This window comes from Streptomyces lunaelactis (assembly GCF_003054555.1).
Lineage (GTDB): Bacteria > Actinomycetota > Actinomycetes > Streptomycetales > Streptomycetaceae > Streptomyces > Streptomyces lunaelactis.
In genome coordinates this window covers 4,144,793-4,163,081 of record NZ_CP026304.1, presented here as the reverse complement: position 1 = coordinate 4,163,081, position 18,289 = coordinate 4,144,793, and the positions used below count along the sequence as shown (strand labels likewise).

Below are 18,289 nucleotides of genomic sequence, written 5' to 3'. Positions count from 1 at the left end.
GTCAGGCACCCGCCGTCTGAGTCTGCGCGATGTCGAGGAAGGCCTCTTCGAGCGAGGCCGAGCGGGCGTCGAGCTGTTCCAGCCGTACGTCCGACTCCTTTGCCCACAGCAGCAGTTCACCGAGGGACTGCTGCAGGTGGTGCGTACGGATCTCGATCCGCCGGCCGGCCGCCGCGGCCCGCAGCGAGAGCGGCAGCCGCCCTGCCGCCACCCCCTCGGGCAGTACGAAACGGATGCGGGCAGGCCGGGCCGCCGTCACCTCGGCCGGAGTCCCCGTGGTCACGATCCGCCCCCGGTGCATGATCGCCAGCCGGTCGGCCAGCGACTCGGCCTCCTCCAGATAGTGCGTGGTCAGCAGCACGGTGGTGCCGCCGTCCCGCAGCGCACGCACCAGTTCCCAGGTGTCGCGTCGCCCTTCGGCGTCAAGACCGGTCGTCGGCTCGTCGAGGAAGAGCACCTCGGGCCGCCCGAGCAGCGCCAGTGCCAGATCCAGCCGCCGCCGCTCACCGCCGGACAGCTGCTTGACCCGTACGCCGGAGCGCTCCGCGAGCCCCACCAGCTTCAGCGCCTCCCCGGTGGGGCGTGCCCCGCTGGTGCACCCCGCCCACATCCGGGTGGTCTCGGCGACCGTCAGGTCGGAGGGAAAGCCGCCCTCCTGGAGCATCACGCCGATCCGGGGCCGGACGGCGGCGCGCTCGCGGAAGGGATCCTGGCCGAGCACCCGCACCCGCCCGTCGTCGGGGGCGGTGAGGCCCTCCAGCAGCTCGACTGTGGAGGTCTTGCCCGCGCCATTGGTTCCGAGCAGGGCGAAGATTTCGCCGCGCGCCACGGAGAAGGAGATCCCGGTCACTGCCTCGAAGCCACTGGCGTAGGTCCGCCGCAGCCCTTCCGCCTCGATCACATACTCGTCGCTGGTCATGACTCAAGGCTTCCGCCGGCCAGGGGCGTCGGGCAGTGCGCACTGTCACCGGCTCCGATGACAAATGTCATCGGGGGTCCACACCCGTCGGGCGCATACGACGAAGGCCCCGGTCATATCGACCAGGGCCTTCACTCTGAGCGGACGACGAGATTCGAACTCGCGACCCTCACCTTGGCAAGGTGATGCTCTACCAACTGAGCCACGTCCGCATTGCTGCCGCTCAGCTCTCACTGGGCGGTGCGTCCACCACCCTACCCGACCCACTGAAGCAGTCCGGTAAAGCGATGCAGAGCGGGTGACAGGAATTGCACACTGCGCCTTCCCCCTGGAAGGAGGATGTTCTACTACTGAACTACACCCGCACGCTGCGTGAGGTGGGGCTTTGCGGCCTCGCCCCTCGGCGTGCTCCAGACTCTAGCCGAACTGCGGGGGTGCAGTGCAACTCGGATCCGCGCGTGCCCCTCAACTGGCTTCGCGGAAGGCCTCGTAGACCCGCTTGGGGATCCTGCCGCGCGCGGGCACGTCCATCTTGTTGGACTGTGCCCACGCCCGTACGGCCGCCGGGGCGGGCGCGAGCGAGGTGTGCCGGTAGGAGATGCGGGACTTGTCATGCTTGCTGGCGTTTGTCTGCTTTCGGCCGGCCGCCATGTACGGGGCCAGGGCCTTGCGCAGTTTCTTTGCATTGGAGGGATTGAGGTCGATCTCGTACGACTTCCCGTCCAGCGCGAACGCGACCGTTTCCGCCGCTTCTCCGCCGTCCATGTCGTCGGAGAGCGTGACCACTACTCGCTGAGCCACGGATATCGGTCCTTTCCTGCGGTATCACCGGTTCTGACGGGCGGCGATACCGGCTTTCCGGCCGTTGAGGGGCAATGCTGCTTTCCTCTGTATTCCTTTGTACAGCGGTGGGTGGCGCATTGTGAAGCCCAGCCAATTACATGCGCGTGTCCGACGGCAATGGGAAGCGCGATTTTTCCCTGGATTTTCCCTGGGTGTTCTTGCGATATCTACCCGCGTAGATTTTTCGGCCGGGTACGCTGAGGGAACCGCCCTCGCAACACACCACCGGGAGTGCCCGTGGCACGCGTCGTAGTCGACGTCATGCTCAAGCCCGAGATCCTCGACCCCCAGGGACAGGCAGTACAGCGCGCACTGCCCCGCCTCGGATTCGACGGAATCGCGGACGTACGTCAGGGAAAGCGCTTCGAGCTGGAGGTGGAGGGGCCGGTCGACGAAGCCGCCCTCGCCCGCATCCATGAGATGGCCGAAACGTTCCTCGCCAACACCGTCATCGAGGACTTCGTCGTAAAGGTGGAGTCGTGACCGCTCGCATCGGAGTCGTCACCTTCCCCGGCACGCTCGACGACCAGGACAGCCTGCGGGCCGTCCGCCTCGCGGGCGCCGAACCCGTCTCGCTGTGGCACCGCGACAAGGACCTCAAGCAGGTCGACGCCGTGGTGCTGGCCGGAGGCTTCTCCTACGGCGACTATCTGCGGGCCGGAGCCATCTCCCGCTTCTCGCCGGTGATGGAGACGATCATCGAGCAGGCCAGGGCCGGTCTGCCGGTCCTCGGCATCTGCAACGGCTTCCAGATCCTCACCGAGTCGCATCTGCTGCCGGGCGCGATGCTCCAGAACAACCACCTCCACTTCATCTGCCGTGAGCAGAAGCTGCGGGTGGAAACGAGTGGGACGGCCTGGACCGCGGACTACACCGCCGGTCAGGAGATCCAGATCCCGCTCAAGAACATGGACGGGCGGTACGTCGCCGACGAGCGCACGCTCGACGAGCTCGAGGCCGAGGGCCGCGTCGCTTTCCGGTACCTCGACTTCAATCCGAACGGCTCGCTCCGGGACATCGCCGGCATCACCAACGCCGCGGGCAATGTCGTCGGCCTGATGCCGCACCCCGAGCACGCCGTCGAGCCGCTGATCGGTACGGGCCGTACCGACGGCCTCGGATTCTTCACCTCGATCCTGAAGAAGCTGGTCAACGCATGATGACCGAGCGAAGCGAGGGCACCATCAAGCACAGCCTCGACACCGTCAAGCACGCCACCGGGACGCCCGACGTCGAGCAGCCCTGGAAGGAGCTCGGCCTCAAGCACGACGAGTACGAGCGCATCCGGGAGATCCTGGAGCGCCGTCCGACCGGTGCCGAGCTCGCCATGTACTCCGTGATGTGGTCGGAGCACTGCTCGTACAAGAGCAGCAAGGTCCACCTCAAGCAGTTCGGCGAGAAGGTCCCGGAGAACGACGCGATGCTGGTCGGCATCGGCGAGAACGCCGGTGTCGTGGACGTCGGCCAGGGTTACGCGGTCACCTTCAAGGTCGAGTCGCACAATCACCCCAGCTACATCGAGCCCTACCAGGGCGCGGCCACCGGCGTCGGCGGCATCGTCCGCGACATCCTCGCCATGGGTGCCCGCCCGGTCGCCGTCGTGGACCCGCTGCGCTTCGGTGCCGCCGACCACCCCGACACCAAGCGGGTGCTGCCCGGCGTCGTCGCGGGCATCGGCGGCTACGGCAACTGCCTCGGCCTGCCGAACATCGGCGGCGAGGTCGTCTTCGACGCCTGCTACCAGGGCAACCCGCTGGTCAACGCCGGCTGTATCGGCGTGATGAAGCACGAGGACATCCACCTCGCCCAGGCGTCGGGTCCCGGCAACAAGGTGATCCTGTACGGCGCCCGGACCGGCGGCGACGGCATCGGCGGTGTCTCGGTTCTGGCGAGCGAGACCTTCGATTCCACGGGTCCCGCCAAGCGCCCCGCCGTCCAGGTCGGCGACCCCTTCCAGGAGAAGCTCCTCATCGAGTGCACCCTGGAGATCTTCCGCGAGCACCTCGTCGCCGGTATCCAGGACCTCGGCGGTGCCGGTCTGTCCTGCGCCACCAGCGAGCTGGCCAGCGCCGGCTCCGGCGGTATGCGGGTCGAGCTGGACACGGTTCCGCTGCGCGACTCCTCCCTCTCGCCCGAGGAAATCCTCATGAGCGAGTCGCAGGAGCGCATGTGCGCGGTCGTCGAGCCGGACAAGGTCGACCGCTTCATGGAGATCTGCGAGAAGTGGGACGTCATCGCCACGGTCATCGGCGAGGTGACCGAGGGCGAGCGGCTGGAGATCTTCTGGCACGGCGAGCAGATCGTGGACGTTCCGCCGCGGTCCGTGGCCCATGACGGTCCGGTGTACCACCGTCCGTACGCCCGTCCCGAGTGGCAGGACGCGCTCCAGGCCGACGACGCGAACAAGCTCCCGCGGCCGGCGACGTCCGCCGAGCTCCGCGAGCAGGTCCTCAGGCTGGTCGCCTCCCCGAACCAGGCCTCGAAGGCGTGGATCACCGACCAGTACGACCGTTTCGTGCAGGGCAACACCGTGCTCGCGATGCCCGAGGACGCGGGCATGGTCCGGATCGACGCGGAGTCGAATCTGGGCGTGGCCATGGCGACCGACGGCAATGGCCGGTACACGAAGCTCGACCCGTACACGGGCGCGCAGCTCGCGCTGGCGGAGGCGTACCGCAATGTCTCGGCCTCCGGCGCCAGGCCGCTCGCCATCTCGGACTGCCTGAACTTCGGTTCGCCCGAGGACCCGGGCGTCATGTGGCAGTTCGCGGAGGCCACGCGCGGTCTCGCGGACGGCTGTCTGCAGCTCGGCACCCCGGTGACCGGCGGCAATGTCTCGCTCTACAACCAGACCGGCGATGTCGCCATCCACCCGACGCCGGTCGTGGCCGTCCTCGGTGTGATCGACGACGTCAACCGCCGTACGCCGATCGCCTTCAAGGAAGAGGGCCAGCTCCTCTATCTGCTGGGCGACACGCGTGAGGAGTTCGGCGGCTCGGCCTGGTCCCAGGTCGTCCACGACCACCTCGGCGGGCTGCCGCCGGCCGTGGACCTGGACCGCGAGAAGCTGCTCGGCGAGATTCTGATCTCGGCCTCCCGCGACGGCATGATCGACGCGGCGCACGACCTGTCGGACGGCGGTCTGATCCAGGCGGTCGTCGAGTCGTGCCTGCGCGGCGGTACGGGTGCGCGGCTGATCGTCCCGGACGGGCTCGACGCCTTCACCTTCCTGCTGAGCGAGTCGGCGGGCCGCGCGGTCGTCGCCGTGCCGCGCAGCGAGGAGCTCCGCTTCAACGACATGTGCGGGGCGCGGGGACTGCCCGTGACCCGTATCGGCGTGGTGGACGGCGAGGCCGTGGAGGTCCAGGGCGAGTTCAGCATCGCGCTGAGCGAGCTCCGCACGGCGCACGAGGCGACCATCCCGGGTCTGCTGGTCTGACGTACTGCCGTGGTCTGACGACTGCTGCTGACCGAGCCCCTGCCGGGTCCCCCGGCAGGGGCTCGGTCTCGCTGTCGTACCCACGGCCTACTGTCGGTCCATGCCACCGGCCAAGAAGCGCACGCGCAACTACGACCCCGTCAAGATCCGCGCCGCCGTCCTCGCCCAGTTCGAGCACGTACGGCAGGCGGTCGGCACGCTCACGCCCGAGCAGCTCGCCCTGCCGACCCGCCTGGGGGACTGGACCGTACGTGACCTGGCCGGGCACATCACCATGGCGGTCGGCGCGGTCGCCCAGTGCCTCGAGCAGCCCGCGCCGGCCAAGCTGGAGGTCGAGCTGCTGGACTGGCCGTTCGCGACAGCCGGGCACGCCGGGGACATCTCCGACGACACCAAGGAGATCGCGGCGAGCGCGGAGCCGCCGGAGCTCTACGCGCGAACCGCGGCCCGGTTCGCCGAGCTGTTGCCCGTCGCTTCCGACGACCGGCTGCTCGCCACTCGCGTGGGTGCGATGCGGCTCGGCGACTATGTGGTCACCCGCGCCGTTGAGCTCGTCGTCCACACCGACGACGTGAACGATGCGACCGGGCTCGGCATCCCGTACGACCGGCGGGCGCTCGCCGCGTGCACCCGGCTCCTCGCGGACGCGCTCGCGGTCAAGGCTCCCGGGGCGTCCACGGAGGTGCGGGTGCCGCCGTTCGCCGTGGTGCAGTGCGTCGAGGGCCCGCGGCATACCCGTGGCACCCCGCCCAATGTCGTCGAGACCGACCCGCTGACCTGGATCCGGCTCGCCACCGGGCGTACGGGATGGGCCGAGGCGCTCGAGACGGCGAAGGTCAGCGCGAGCGGCGAGCGCGCCGACCTCTCGGGGCTGCTGCCGATCCTCGGCTGACGAAGAATGATCGCCCGCCCGGCTCAGGACGATCGCAGAGCCCAGGGACCACAACCCGGGAACCGGAGCCTCGGCTGTCCCGTCCCATGGGTATGCGCAACCAGCTGAGCATTCCTGTCACCACCCTGGCCCTTCTCGCCCTCGCCGCCTGTGGCACGGAGCCGGGGTCCGGATCCGGTGACGGCGGCGGAGGCGGCACGGTCACGACCGATCTGCCCCTCGCCGGCGTCCACTGGTCCGTCGACAGCGTGACCGTCGACGGCAGGAAGTCCGCGGCCCCGTCCGGCGCGCACGTCGAGATCACCAAAAAGGGCCGCGCCCAGGGCAACTACGGCTGCAACCACTTCGGTGCCGATGTCACCGTCAACGGCGACACCATCACCGTGGGCCGGGGCGAGATGACCGAGATGGCCTGTGCCAAGGACGTCCAGGGTTTCGAGGACGCCCTGCGCGCCGCCTTCCACGGCAAGCTCAAGGCGAAGGTCGCCGACGACAAGCTCACCCTGACCACCGAGAAGGGCGACTCCATCAACCTCACGTCCGAGCCCCCGGCTCCGCTGGTGGGCACCAAGTGGGTGGTGGACTCCCTCCTGGCCGGCGGGACTGCGTCGTCCCTGACCGCCGGCACGGAGGCGAATCTGACCTTCGGGAAGGACGGTTCCGTACACGGCAGCCTCGGCTGCAACACGTTCACCAGCACCGCGAAGGTCTCCGGGGCCAAGATCACGTTCGGCCGCCTCGCCACCACCCGGAAGCTCTGCCCGGGCCCGGAGATGAAACTGGAGCGCGAGATGCTCAAGGTCCTCGACGGGACGGTGATGTACGAACTTCAGCACCGCAGCCTCTCCCTCACCGCGGCGAACGGCAAAGGACTGGCCGCGAACGCGGAGCCGATTCCGCAGCAGTGATCAGCAGTGATCAACAGCGGTCAGCAGTGATCAGCGTGATCGGCGGGGAGCCCGGCCCAGCTCCGGCGGGGGCTCCGCGTAGGCCCAAATCACCCATCGTGATCACCGCCTGAGGGATCGGCCCGCTGTGACACTTAGCACCCGGTCGCCCGGTCCGCCCCTCCCACCTGCACCGGAGCGATTCCGGCGGCTGCCAGGACGCCTCAGGAGCGACCTCCGGCCTTCCCCAATTCGGACCAGTGGTCGATCTCGCCTACACTCGGTGCCGTGCCACGTGGTGACGGACGACTCAACCACGACCTGCTCCCCGGTGAGAAAGGCCCCCAGGACGCTTGCGGCGTCTACGGTGTCTGGGCCCCGGGTGAAGAGGTCGCGAAGCTCACTTACTTCGGGCTCTACGCCCTCCAACATCGAGGCCAGGAATCCGCGGGAATCGCGGTGAGCAACGGCTCACAGATCCTCGTCTTCAAGGACATGGGCCTGGTCTCTCAGGTCTTCGACGAAACCTCTCTCGGCTCGCTCAAGGGTCATATCGCGGTCGGTCACGCCCGCTACTCGACCACGGGCGCCTCCGTGTGGGAGAACGCGCAGCCGACGTTCCGGGCGACCGCCAACGGCTCGATCGCGCTCGGCCACAACGGAAACCTGGTCAACACCGCTCAGCTCGCCGAGATGGTCGCCGAGCTCCCCAAGGAGGACGGCCGGGCCACCCAGGTCGCCGCCACCAATGACACCGATCTGGTCACCGCGCTCCTCGCGGGCCAGGTCGACGAGGACGGCAAACCGCTCACCATAGAGGCGGCCGCCGCCAAGGTGCTCCCGGAGGTCAGGGGCGCGTTCTCCCTCGTCTTCATGGACGAGAGCACCCTGTACGCCGCCCGTGACCCGCAGGGCATCCGCCCCCTCGTCCTCGGCCGCCTCGACCGCGGCTGGGTTGTCGCGAGCGAGTCCGCCGCCCTGGACATCTGCGGCGCCAGCTTTGTCCGCGAGATCGAGCCCGGCGAGCTCATCGCCATCGACGAGAACGGACTCCGCACTTCCCGATTCGCGGAAGCGAAGCCCAAGGGCTGTGTCTTCGAGTACGTCTATCTGGCCCGCCCGGACACCGACATCGCCGGCCGGAACGTCTATCTCTCCCGTGTGGAGATGGGCCGCAGGCTCGCCAAGGAAGCTCCGGCCGACGCGGATCTGGTGATAGCGACGCCGGAGTCCGGCACCCCCGCCGCCATCGGCTACGCCGAGGCCAGCGGAATCCCGTACGGCTCCGGCCTGGTGAAGAACGCCTACGTCGGCCGCACCTTCATCCAGCCGTCCCAGACCATCCGCCAGCTGGGCATCCGCCTCAAGCTGAACCCCCTCAAGGAAGTCATCCGGGGCAAGCGCCTGGTGGTCGTCGACGACTCGATCGTCCGCGGCAACACCCAGCGCGCCCTGGTCAAGATGCTCCGCGAGGCCGGCGCCGCCGAGGTCCACATCCGGATCTCGTCCCCGCCGGTGAAGTGGCCCTGCTTCTTCGGCATCGACTTCGCGACCCGCGCCGAGCTGATCGCCAACGGCATGACCGTCGACGAGATCGCCGCCTCCATGGGCGCGGACTCCCTCTCGTACATCTCCCTCGACGGCATGATCGAGGCGACGACCATCGACAAGCCGAATCTTTGCCGCGCCTGCTTCGACGGCGAATACCCGATGGATCTGCCCGATCCCGAACTGCTCGGCAAGCAGCTGCTGGAGACCGAGCTGGCGGGCGGCTCCGATGCCGCCGACGCGCTCCGTCGCCCGTAACGCCCCCGTTTTACGACACGAAAGTTCTTGGCTATGTCTGCTGAGTCCACCGGTGCCAGCTACGCGTCCGCAGGTGTCGACATCGAGGCGGGTGACCGCGCCGTCGAGCTGATGAAGGAGTGGGTGAAGAAGACGCAGCGCCCCGAGGTCCTCGGCGGCCTCGGCGGCTTCGCCGGCCTCTTCGACGCCTCCGCCCTCAAGCTCTACGAGCGCCCGCTGCTCGCCTCGGCCACCGACGGCGTCGGCACGAAGGTCGACCTCGCCCGCAAGATGGGCGTGTACGACACGATCGGCCACGACCTCGTCGGCATGGTCGTCGACGACCTGGTCGTCTGCGGCGCCGAGCCGCTTTTCATGACCGACTACATCTGCGTCGGCAAGGTTCACCCCGAGCGTGTCGCCGCCATCGTCAAGGGCATCGCCGAGGGCTGTGTGCTGGCGGGCTGCGCGCTCGTCGGCGGCGAGACCGCCGAGCACCCCGGCCTGCTGGGCGAGGACGACTTCGACGTCGCCGGCGCCGGTACGGGCGTGGTGGAGGCCGACCGGCTGCTCGGCGCGGATCGTATCCGTACGGGTGACGCGGTCATCGCCATGGCGTCCTCCGGCCTTCACTCCAACGGGTACTCGCTCGTCCGCCATGTCGTGTTCGACCGGGCGGGCTGGGCGCTGGACCGCGAGGTCGAGGAGTTCGGCCGGACGCTGGGCGAGGAGCTGCTCGAGCCGACCAAGATCTACTCGCTGGACTGCCTGGCGCTCACCCGGACCACCGAGGTGCACGCTTTCAGCCACATCACCGGCGGCGGTCTTGCCAACAACCTGGCCCGGGTCGTCCCGGACGGTCTGCACGCGGTCGTCGACCGTTCGACCTGGACCCCCGGCGCGGTCTTCGACCTCGTCGGCAAGGCCGGTCAGGTCGAGCGGCTCGAGCTGGAGAAGACCCTCAACATGGGCGTCGGCATGATCGCCGTCGTCCCCGAGGAGTCGGTCGACGCGGCGCTGACCACGCTCGGGGACCGCGGCGTCGACGCCTGGGTCGCGGGTGGGATCACCGAGCGCGGCGGCCACGCCACCGGTGCGGCGCTGACCGGGGACTACGCGAACTGAGCCCGCAGGGGCAGCACGAAACCCGGTCCGGGGCGGACGCCCCTGACCGGGTCACGTGGGAATGCTTTTTGAGGTGTACGTACGTCAAGCGCCGCGGCGCTGCGACGACGGACCGGACTCGTCGTCCTCGTCATCGTCGTCGTTGTACAGCTCCGCGTACTGTGCGTACGGGTCATCTTCCTCGTCGTCATCCTCGAACGGCTCTGCGTTCGGTGGTTGACTCGAAGGCGATGCGCCCAGCTCATTGGCCAGACGCGACAGGTCAGTCCCGCCGCTGTTGTACTTCAGCTGGCGGGCGACCTTCGTCTGCTTGGCCTTGGCCCGGCCGCGCCCCATGGCTCGACCCCCTCGGTGACGGGGCTCGACGGCCCCAGAGTCTTGACACGCGTTCACAATTCAGAACGGGCTCTCCGTGGAGAGACCGGTCCGTAGGACTTCAACGGTACCTGCTTCCGCGGCCATACGGTACGCCGCCCGCATGACGTGCCACGTGGCAGGGCCGGCAAGGAGCCCTGTCCTTGCTGGTCAACCGCGATTTTAACCTCTTCTTGGCCGTCGACCCGCCGACCGGGGTGAGTCTTGTCTCCCGAGTCGGCGGGCCGGCGCTGCCCGGATCAGTGAAGGCGGGCCTCCGCCATGCGCTGTTCGGCGATCCGGTCGGCCGCGGCGGCCGGCGGAATACCGTCAATCTTCGCACGAGCGAATATTGCCAGAGTGGTGTCGAAGATCTTCGAAGCCTTCGCCTTGCACCGGTCGAAGTCGAATCCGTGCAGCTCGTCGGCGACCTGGATCACGCCGCCGGCGTTCACCACGTAGTCGGGGGCGTAGAGGATCCCGCGGTCCGCGAGGTCCTTCTCCACGCCCGGGTGCGCGAGCTGGTTGTTGGCCGCGCCGCAGACCACCTTCGCGGTGAGCACCGGCACGGAGTCGTCGTTCAGCGCGCCGCCGAGCGCACAGGGCGCGTAGACCTCCAGGCCCTCGGTACGGATCAGGGCGTCGGTGTCGGTGACCGCGGTGACCTTGCCCGGGTGCTTGTCGAGGATCCGGCGTACGGACTCCTGCCGTACATCCGTGATCACGACCTCGGCGCCGTCCTGGAGCAGATGCTCGACCAGGTGGTGCCCGACCTTGCCGACGCCCGCGATGCCGACCTTGCGGCCGCGCAGCGTCGGGTCGCCCCACAGGTGCTGGGCCGAGGCCCGCATGCCCTGGAAGACGCCGTAGGCGGTCAGCACGGACGAGTCGCCGGCGCCGCCGTTCTCGGGGGAGCGGCCGGTGGCCCAGCGCGTCTCGCGCGCCACGACGTCCATGTCCGCGACATACGTACCGACGTCGCAGGCCGTCACGTAGCGGCCGCCGAGGGACTCGACGAAGCGGCCGTAGGCGAGGAGCAGCTTCTCGCTCTTGATCGTCTCGGGGTCACCGATGATCACGGCCTTGCCGCCGCCGTGGTCGAGGCCGGCCATGGCGTTCTTGTACGACATCCCCCGGGAGAGGTTCAGCGCGTCCGCGACGGCCTCTTCCTCGGTGGCGTACGGGTAGAAACGGGTGCCGCCGAGGGCCGGGCCCAGGGCGGTCGAGTGGATGGCGATGACGGCCTTCAGGCCGGAGGCACGGTCCTGGCACAGCACGACCTGCTCGTGGCCGCCCTGGTCCGATCGGAACAGGGTGTGCAGGACGCCGTCGGTCACATCGGTCACGGTGGTGACTCCCAAGTACGAAGCGGCGGAGGAAGGCCCTCCTGTGGGTGGGGAAGGCCCAGTTGGGACAGAGGGTAAGTCCTACGCGTGCGTAGATCCGACGCAGTGCTGAGGATCACCCCCTGGCGGCGTACCGGCATGGAAGGATTTGCGGCATGCCTGCGCTGTCCTCGGTTCACGTCCCCTATGCGGCCTATCTGCGAGTCTACGAACCGCTGGCGGCCTTTCCCGAGCCCGAGCGGAGCCATTGGGCCCGCTACGCCCGCCGGGAGCGCACCCCCACGGCCCAGGACGAACTGAGGCGTTCGCTGGCCGACCTGCTGCCCACCCCGCCGGTCCCGGTGCCGGTCCACGAGAGCGCCGACGCCTTTGTCGCGGAGATCGACGGGGTGGTGTGCGTCTGTCCGTGGCGTACCCGGCTGCGCGGCTGGCTGGCGCTGGAGGAGCTGGCCGAGCAGCTGCCCGCGCCGCTGCTCGACGCGGTGCTGCCGCCGGTGGTGCGCGAGCAGGCGGCCGCGGACTACGAGCGGTGGCGCGAGCGCAACCCGGACGCGCGGCCGTGGATCAGGACGTCGGTCTGGCAGGTGCCGGTGCGCTGGTTCGCGCTCTTCTCGGACAAGGAGCGCGAGTACGAGCCGGCCGGGCCCAGGGCGGCGGTGCTGCGCTACCGGACGCCGATGGTGCAGGCACGCCGCCGGGTGGCCCGCGCACTGAAGACGCTGAGAGACGCGATCGACGAGGGACAGCTGACCGAGGGCCTGGTAGATGTGGGGCGCTGGCTGGAGGAATTCCATCCGCGATCCCTGGTCGAGCTGGATTACGGCGGCCTGGTGCACGTACTTCCCGGACCGCATCTCGCCGACGACCGTTCGGCGGCGGATGTGGCCGCGGGGATCGCGGCGCTGCGGGCCGGGGACGGCGAGGGGGCGGGCGAGGCGTACGCGCGTCTGGCGGAGCGCTGGCGGGCCGTCAGGGACCGTCAGTTCGCCAACTGAGCGATTCTGGGGATCCCTGAGGAATCCCGGTCCGGGACGTAGGTCCCGATCCGGGCCTTTGCCTCAAGGGTGACGGACGGCACTTACCAGCCCCTTGCGCCCATCGCCCACCCTCGTGTCAAAATAGGACAAGGAGCCCGGGGAGGGCTCCTTCCGTCCAAGTAAGGGCGGAATACTCGGCATTGCACTCTATGGGGGGTCTGATGACTTCTGATCACCCTGTGACTGATCGTCACCGGCGGGTGACTGTCCGCTATGGCATGGTCCATCGGGCTTCCGCCGCTGATGAACACCTCAGAGGGCAATTCCATCGGTTTGGCCGACGTGGCTGGACGGATGGTGTAGTTGTAGTGCCGAGGACAAGCCGTTCGTCCTATAACCGACTCGGCCCGCGTCCGCCATTTCGGGCAACGCGGGTCAAGGTGCAGAATTTAGAGGAAAGAACCGAGATGGTTCGGTTCTCCCGAGGAGGCCGCTCATGACCGCTCGCACCCCTGATGCCGAGCCGCTGCTGACCCCGGCTGAGGTTGCCACGATGTTCCGCGTGGACCCGAAGACGGTCACCCGCTGGGCCAAGGCTGGCAAGCTCACGTCCATCCGCACGCTCGGAGGACATCGTCGGTATCGCGAGGCAGAGGTCCGCGCACTGCTTGCGGGTATTCCGCAGCAGCGTAGCGAGGCCTGAACACCCCATCGATCGGGCATGTCCGGGACCCCCATCCCGGGTAGGCCCGCCTATAGCTCCATATGACGGGCGTCTGCCCCAACAGACTTCAGTCATTGATCGCGCTGGACTCCGCCGGGTCCAGCGCGATTTTTTTCTGCCCGGACGCCGCCCGGATGCCGACCGGGTGCCGGCCGGACGCCGACCGGGTGTGGCCCGGCCGCGGTTCTGATGCGGCCTGTGGTGGCTTCTGGGGAGGCGGTGGCCGGCGGTCGGGGAGATGTTCAAGAGGGAGTGCAATTGCACATATTAAATTGGTCGGTTGTAGGGAGGGGGTAAGTTCCCTACTTCGGAAAACCCGTTCGGTGACACCCGTCACATCGCGCAACTCTTGCCAAAGACGAGCCTGCCACGGAAAAACCGGCGCACAACAGGGCGGACGTCACTCGGCGGTGGGCCCCCTGTCCTCGGCGGTGGGTGGCGGAGCCGCAGGTCCGGGGGTCCGCGTGGGCCCGGGCGCGGACGGTTCCATGGCGAGCCGTTGGAGGCGATAGCAGATGGGGCAGTGGCGCGTGAGATGCCGGTAGCCGGATGCGGCCTTCAGATGGGCGCGTAGAAGCGCTCTGGTCTCGTGCTGTCTCGCTGCGGACGCCGCCATGCACGTCACCTCCAGGTGTGTGCCGTCCCCTGAAACACGCCCTGGTCCCTGGGTACCCGTGGCAGATGACGCCGTCAAGATGCCCGCCCGGCGAAGCACCGCGCCTCACCGGGTCCGGGCACGACAAAGGCCCCGCACCGTGATGGTGCGAGGCCTTGTCAGTAAGCGCGGTCCTGACGGGATTTGAACCCGCGGCCTCCACCTTGACAGGGTGGCGAGCACTCCAAGCTGCTCCACAGGACCAGATTTCGCGGCGCTTCTTTCCCTGCGCTGCGAAGCAAGACTGTACAGCAGGTCAGCGGGTCCGGTCGAACTCACTCCTGGCGACGGCCGCGTTACGGCGCCGCCGCGTCGATCGCCTTCACGATGCGCTTGTCGGAGACCGGCTGCGCGGTGCCCAGCGCGTGCGCGAAGTAGCTCACCCGCAGCTCCTCGATCATCCAGCGGATGTCCAGGACCTCCTGCGGGACCGGGCGGCCCTGCGGCATCTGTTCCAGCAGCCAGGCGTATTCGTCCTGCATCTCGTGGACCTTCGCCATGCGCGTCGTGTCGCGCTGGACATTGGTCGGCATCTGCTGGAGCCGGCGGTCCACCGCGACCAGGTAGCGCATCAGGTCCGGCAGCCGCCGCAGGCCCGTCCTGGTGACGAAGCCGGCCGGCATCAGCGCCGCCAGCTGCCCGCGCACGTCCTGGACGTTGTTGATCAGGGTCAGGCTGTTCGTGGCCTTCAGGCGGCGCTCGCACGCCTGCCAGGCCGCCAGGATCTGCTGCACCTGGCCCACCGTCCGTACAGTCGCGTCGACGAGGTCGGCGCGCACCTTGTCATGCAGCTTCCGGAACGATTCCTCGTCCCAGGCGGGACCGCCGTGGTCCGCGATCAGCTTGTCCGCCGCGGCCATGGCGCAGTCGTCGAAGAGCGCCTGGATCGAGCCGTGAGGGTTACGGGACAGGGCCAGCTTGTGCTGGTTGGTGAGCTTGTCCGCGGCGAACTTGGCGGGATTCACCGGGATGTTGAGGAGGATCAGCTTCCGGGTGCCCCGCCACATCGCCTGCTGCTGCTCGGCCTCGGTGTCGAAGAGGCGTACGGCGACCGTCTCACCGGCGTCCACGAGAGCGGGGTACGCCTTGACCGGCTGGCCGGCCCGGCGGGTCTCGAAGACGCGGGTCAGGGTGCCCATCGTCCAGTCCGTCAGGCCCGTGCGCTCGATGCCCTCGCCCCCCGAGGGGCCGGACGTGGCGGCCGCGGCGGCCTTGGAGAGTGCCTGGCGGGCCTTCGGCCTCAGCTGGAGCTTCAGCGCCTCCAGGTCCTTGTCCTCGGCGAGGTTCTTGCGGCGCTCGTCGACGATCCGGAACGTGATCCTCAAGTGGTCGGGCACCCGGTCGAGACCGAAGTCGTCGGCCGTGACCGGGACGCCGACCATGCGCTGCAGCTCGCGCGCGAGCGTCGCCGTGATCGGCTCCTGGAGGGGCACAGCGCGCTCCAGGAACGCCTTCGCGTAGTTCGGAGCCGGGACGTAGTGCCGGCGGATCGGTTTGGGGAGGGAGCGGATCAGCTCCATCACCACGTCCTCGCGCAGGCCCGGGATCTGCCAGTCGAAGCCCTCGGAGGTGACCTGGTTCAGCACCTGGAGGGGGATGTGGACGGTGACGCCGTCCGCGTCCGCCCCCGGCTCGAACTGGTACGTCACCCGGAACGTCAGCGCGCCCTGGCGCCAGGAGTCCGGATAGTCGTCCTTGGTGACCGATCCGGCCTTCTCGTTGATGAGCATCTCGCGCTCGAAATCGAGAAGTTCGGGCTCGTCCCGGCGTGTGTGCTTCCACCAGGAGTCGAAGTGCGCACCGGACACGACGTGCTCGGGCACCCGCTGGTCGTAGAAGTCGAAGAGCGTCTCGTCGTCCACGAGGATGTCGCGGCGGCGGGCACGGTGCTCCAGCTCCTCGACCTCGGTGAGGAGCTTGCGGTTGTCGGCGAAGAACTTGTGGTGCGTACGCCAGTCGCCCTCGACCAGCGCGTTGCGGATGAAGAGATCGCGCGAGGTCTCCGGGTCGATCCGCCCGTAGTTCACCTTGCGCTGGGCGACGATCGGCACGCCGTAGAGCGTCACCCGCTCGTACGCCATCACCGCCGCCGCGTCCTTCTCCCAGTGCGGCTCGCTGTAGGTGCGCTTGATCAGATGCTGCGCCAGCGGCTCGATCCACTCCGGCTCGACCTTGGCGTTGACCCTGGCCCACAGCCTGGACGTCTCGACGAGCTCGGCCGACATGATGAAGCGCGGGGGCTTCTTGAAGAGGGCGGAGCCGGGGAAGATCGCGAACTTGGCGCTGCGGGCGCCCAGATACTCGTTCTTGTCGGTGTCCTTGAGGCCGATGTGCGAGAGCAGGCCCGCCAGCAACGAGGTGTGGACGGACTGCTCGGGCGCGGCCGCCTCCGCCGAGGGCTCCTCCAGATGCATGCCCATCTGCTTGGCGACCGTACGCAACTGCGCGTAGATGTCCTGCCACTCGCGGATCCGCAGGAAGTTCAGATACTCCTGCTTGCACATCCGGCGGAAACTGGAGGAGCCGCGCTCCTTCTGCTGCTCGCGGATGTAGCGCCAGAGGTTGAGGTAGGCGAGGAAGTCGGAGGTCTCGTCCTTGAAGCGCGCGTGCTGCTGGTCCGCCTGTGTCTGCTTCTCTGCGGGGCGCTCGCGCGGGTCCTGGATGGAGAGCGCGGCCGCGATCACCATGACCTCGCGTACGCAGCCGTTCTTGTCGGCCTCGATGACCATGCGGGCCAGGCGCGGGTCGACGGGGAGCTGGGCGAGCTTGCGGCCGAGCGGCGTCAGCTTCTTCTTGGGATCCTTCTCGACCGGGTCGAACGCGCCCAGTTCCTGCAGGAGTTGGACACCGTCGCGGATGTTGCGGTGGTCCGGGGGGTCGATGAAGGGGAACTTCTCGATGTCGCCGAGGCCGGCCGCGGTCATCTGAAGGATGACGGAGGCCAGATTCGTACGCAGGATCTCGGCGTCCGTGAACTCCGGGCGGGAGAGGAAGTCGTCCTCGTCGTACAGCCGGACGCAGATGCCGTCGGAGGTACGGCCGCAACGGCCCTTGCGCTGATTGGCACTGGCCTGCGAGATCCGCTCGATGGGCAGGCGCTGGACCTTGGTGCGGTGGCTGTAGCGGGAGATACGGGCGGTGCCCGGGTCGATCACGTACTTGATGCCGGGGACCGTGAGGGAGGTCTCGGCGACGTTCGTCGCGAGAACGATCCGGCGGCCGGTGTGCGGCTGGAAGACGCGGTGCTGCTCGGCGTGCGAGAGCCGTGCGTACAGCGGCAGCACCTCGGTGAATCTGTACTGCTTCTTGTTGAGCGCGTCCGCGGTGTCGCGGATCTCGCGCTCACCGGAGAGGAAGACGAGGATGTCGCCCTTGCCCTCGGACTGCAGCTCCTCGACGGCGTCGCAGATCGCGGTGATCTGGTCGCGGTCGGAGTCCTCGGCGTCCTCTTCGAGGAGCGGGCGGTAGCGGACCTCTACGGGGTACGTACGGCCGCTGACCTCGACGATCGGGGCTTCGCCGAAGTGGCGGGAGAAGCGCTGCGGGTCGATCGTCGCGGAGGTGATGATCACCTTGAGATCCGGACGCTTGGGCAGCAGCTGCGCGAGATAGCCGAGCAGGAAGTCGATGTTGAGAGACCGCTCATGGGCCTCGTCGATGATGATCGTGTCGTAGGCGCGCAGCTCGCGGTCGGTCTGGATCTCCGCGAGGAGGATGCCGTCCGTCATCAGCTTGACGAAGGTCGCGTCCTGGTTGACCTGGTCGGTGAAGCGGACCTTCCAGCCGACGGCCTCGCCGAGGGGGGTGCGGAGCTCTTCCGCGACGCGTTCGGCGACGGTGCGGGCGGCGATGCGGCGCGGCTGCGTATGGCCGATCATGCCGCGTACGCCCCGGCCGAGTTCCAGGCAGATCTTGGGGATCTGGGTGGTCTTGCCCGAGCCGGTCTCGCCCGCGACGATCACGACCTGGTGGTCCCGTATCGCCTCCAGGATCTCGTCCCGCCGCTGGCTGACGGGCAGCTGCTCGGGGTAGGTGATCTCGGGCACCCGGCCGGCGCGCCGGGCGGTGCGGGCAGCGGACTGCTCGGCCTCGGTGACGATCTCGTCCAGCACGGCCTGCCGCGCCTCGGGCTTACGGATGCGGCGGGCGCCTTCGAGACGGCGGCCGAGCCGGTGGGCGTCGCGCAGCGACACCCCGGCCAGCAGGGTCTGAAGGTCGGCGAGGGAAGTAGACATACGGATGCCAGGATCGCACCCCCGGGAAAGCACTGGCGAACGCATTTACCCGACGAGCTGGTGCAGTATGGAGCAGATCCGTCCAGATCCGTAACCGGGGGAAGCACG

The 18,289-nt window shown here is 68.5% G+C and carries 15 protein-coding genes and 3 tRNA genes; 9 read left to right on the top strand and 9 right to left on the bottom strand.

The window, feature by feature from the left end; all coding sequences use genetic code 11:
* Position 1: 1 nt before the first annotated feature.
* The 4 genes from SLUN_RS18980 to SLUN_RS18965 form a co-directional block, all read right to left on the bottom strand.
* A complete protein-coding gene (locus SLUN_RS18980) occupies positions 2-919 on the bottom strand; it encodes an ABC transporter ATP-binding protein (protein WP_108149738.1) in 918 nt (305 codons plus the stop codon).
* Between the two features lie 139 nt (positions 920-1,058).
* Positions 1,059-1,131, bottom strand: a tRNA-Gly gene (locus tag SLUN_RS18975).
* Positions 1,132-1,212: 81 nt separating this feature from the next.
* Positions 1,213-1,284: transfer RNA gene (locus SLUN_RS18970), tRNA-Gly, on the bottom strand.
* Positions 1,285-1,384: 100 nt separating this feature from the next.
* Positions 1,385-1,720, bottom strand: a complete 336-nt coding sequence (locus SLUN_RS18965; RefSeq protein ID WP_175257621.1) for a histone-like nucleoid-structuring protein Lsr2 — start codon at positions 1,718-1,720, stop codon at positions 1,385-1,387.
* A 279-nt stretch (positions 1,721-1,999) separates the two neighbouring features.
* Here SLUN_RS18965 and purS point away from each other — a divergent pair, with 279 nt between their 5' ends.
* The 7 genes from purS (at position 2,000) to purM (ending at position 9,890) form a co-directional block, all read left to right on the top strand.
* Positions 2,000-2,245, top strand: a complete 246-nt coding sequence (gene purS, locus SLUN_RS18960; RefSeq protein ID WP_078076409.1) for a phosphoribosylformylglycinamidine synthase subunit PurS — start codon at positions 2,000-2,002, stop codon at positions 2,243-2,245.
* Positions 2,242-2,922: a phosphoribosylformylglycinamidine synthase subunit PurQ gene (gene purQ, locus SLUN_RS18955; protein WP_108149734.1), complete on the top strand. Its 681-nt coding sequence runs from the start codon at positions 2,242-2,244 to the stop codon at positions 2,920-2,922. The genes purS and purQ overlap by 4 nt, the downstream gene beginning before the upstream one ends.
* The gene (gene purL, locus SLUN_RS18950; RefSeq protein WP_108149732.1) at positions 2,922-5,201 is read left to right on the top strand and encodes a phosphoribosylformylglycinamidine synthase subunit PurL; all 2,280 of its coding nucleotides are present in this window, start codon (positions 2,922-2,924) and stop codon (positions 5,199-5,201) included. The genes purQ and purL overlap by 1 nt, the downstream gene beginning before the upstream one ends.
* Positions 5,202-5,301: 100 nt before the next feature.
* A complete protein-coding gene (locus SLUN_RS18945) occupies positions 5,302-6,093 on the top strand; it encodes a maleylpyruvate isomerase family mycothiol-dependent enzyme (RefSeq protein WP_108149730.1) in 792 nt (263 codons plus the stop codon).
* Between the two features lie 92 nt (positions 6,094-6,185).
* Positions 6,186-7,001: an META domain-containing protein gene (locus tag SLUN_RS18940; RefSeq protein WP_108154831.1), complete on the top strand. Its 816-nt coding sequence runs from the start codon at positions 6,186-6,188 to the stop codon at positions 6,999-7,001.
* A 267-nt stretch (positions 7,002-7,268) separates the two neighbouring features.
* On the top strand, positions 7,269-8,786 hold the full coding sequence (purF, locus tag SLUN_RS18935; protein ID WP_108149728.1) for an amidophosphoribosyltransferase: 1,518 nt from the start codon (positions 7,269-7,271) through the stop codon (positions 8,784-8,786).
* A 33-nt stretch (positions 8,787-8,819) separates the two neighbouring features.
* Entirely contained in the window at positions 8,820-9,890 is a 1,071-nt protein-coding gene (purM, locus tag SLUN_RS18930; protein ID WP_108149726.1) for a phosphoribosylformylglycinamidine cyclo-ligase, read from the top strand.
* A gap of 84 nt (positions 9,891-9,974) precedes the next feature.
* On the opposite strand, the gene SLUN_RS18925 is transcribed toward purM, so the two are convergent.
* Together SLUN_RS18925 and SLUN_RS18920 are read right to left on the bottom strand one after the other, a co-directional pair.
* Positions 9,975-10,226, bottom strand: a complete 252-nt coding sequence (locus SLUN_RS18925; protein ID WP_108149724.1) for a DUF3073 domain-containing protein — start codon at positions 10,224-10,226, stop codon at positions 9,975-9,977.
* 278 nt (positions 10,227-10,504) lie between these two features.
* Entirely contained in the window at positions 10,505-11,590 is a 1,086-nt protein-coding gene (locus tag SLUN_RS18920; protein WP_108154830.1) for a Leu/Phe/Val dehydrogenase, read from the bottom strand.
* Between the two features lie 155 nt (positions 11,591-11,745).
* Between SLUN_RS18920 and SLUN_RS18915 the strand changes: the two genes are divergently transcribed.
* Together SLUN_RS18915 and bldC are read left to right on the top strand one after the other, a co-directional pair.
* Positions 11,746-12,585, top strand: coding sequence for a DUF8083 family protein (locus SLUN_RS18915; RefSeq protein WP_108149722.1), 840 nt, complete (start codon positions 11,746-11,748; stop codon positions 12,583-12,585).
* A gap of 478 nt (positions 12,586-13,063) precedes the next feature.
* A complete protein-coding gene (gene bldC / locus SLUN_RS18910; RefSeq protein ID WP_003949541.1) occupies positions 13,064-13,270 on the top strand; it encodes a developmental transcriptional regulator BldC in 207 nt (68 codons plus the stop codon).
* A gap of 421 nt (positions 13,271-13,691) precedes the next feature.
* Here the strand turns inward: bldC and SLUN_RS41295 are convergent, their stop codons facing one another.
* The 3 genes from SLUN_RS41295 to hrpA all read right to left on the bottom strand — a co-directional run bounded on the left by SLUN_RS41295 (position 13,692) and on the right by hrpA (position 18,181).
* Positions 13,692-13,907: a DUF6274 family protein gene (locus SLUN_RS41295; RefSeq protein ID WP_108149720.1), complete on the bottom strand. Its 216-nt coding sequence runs from the start codon at positions 13,905-13,907 to the stop codon at positions 13,692-13,694.
* 168 nt (positions 13,908-14,075) lie between these two features.
* Positions 14,076-14,150 (bottom strand) — tRNA-Asp (locus SLUN_RS18900).
* Between the two features lie 92 nt (positions 14,151-14,242).
* Positions 14,243-18,181: an ATP-dependent RNA helicase HrpA gene (hrpA, locus tag SLUN_RS18895; protein WP_108149718.1), complete on the bottom strand. Its 3,939-nt coding sequence runs from the start codon at positions 18,179-18,181 to the stop codon at positions 14,243-14,245.
* Between the last annotated feature and the right edge of the window lie 108 nt (positions 18,182-18,289).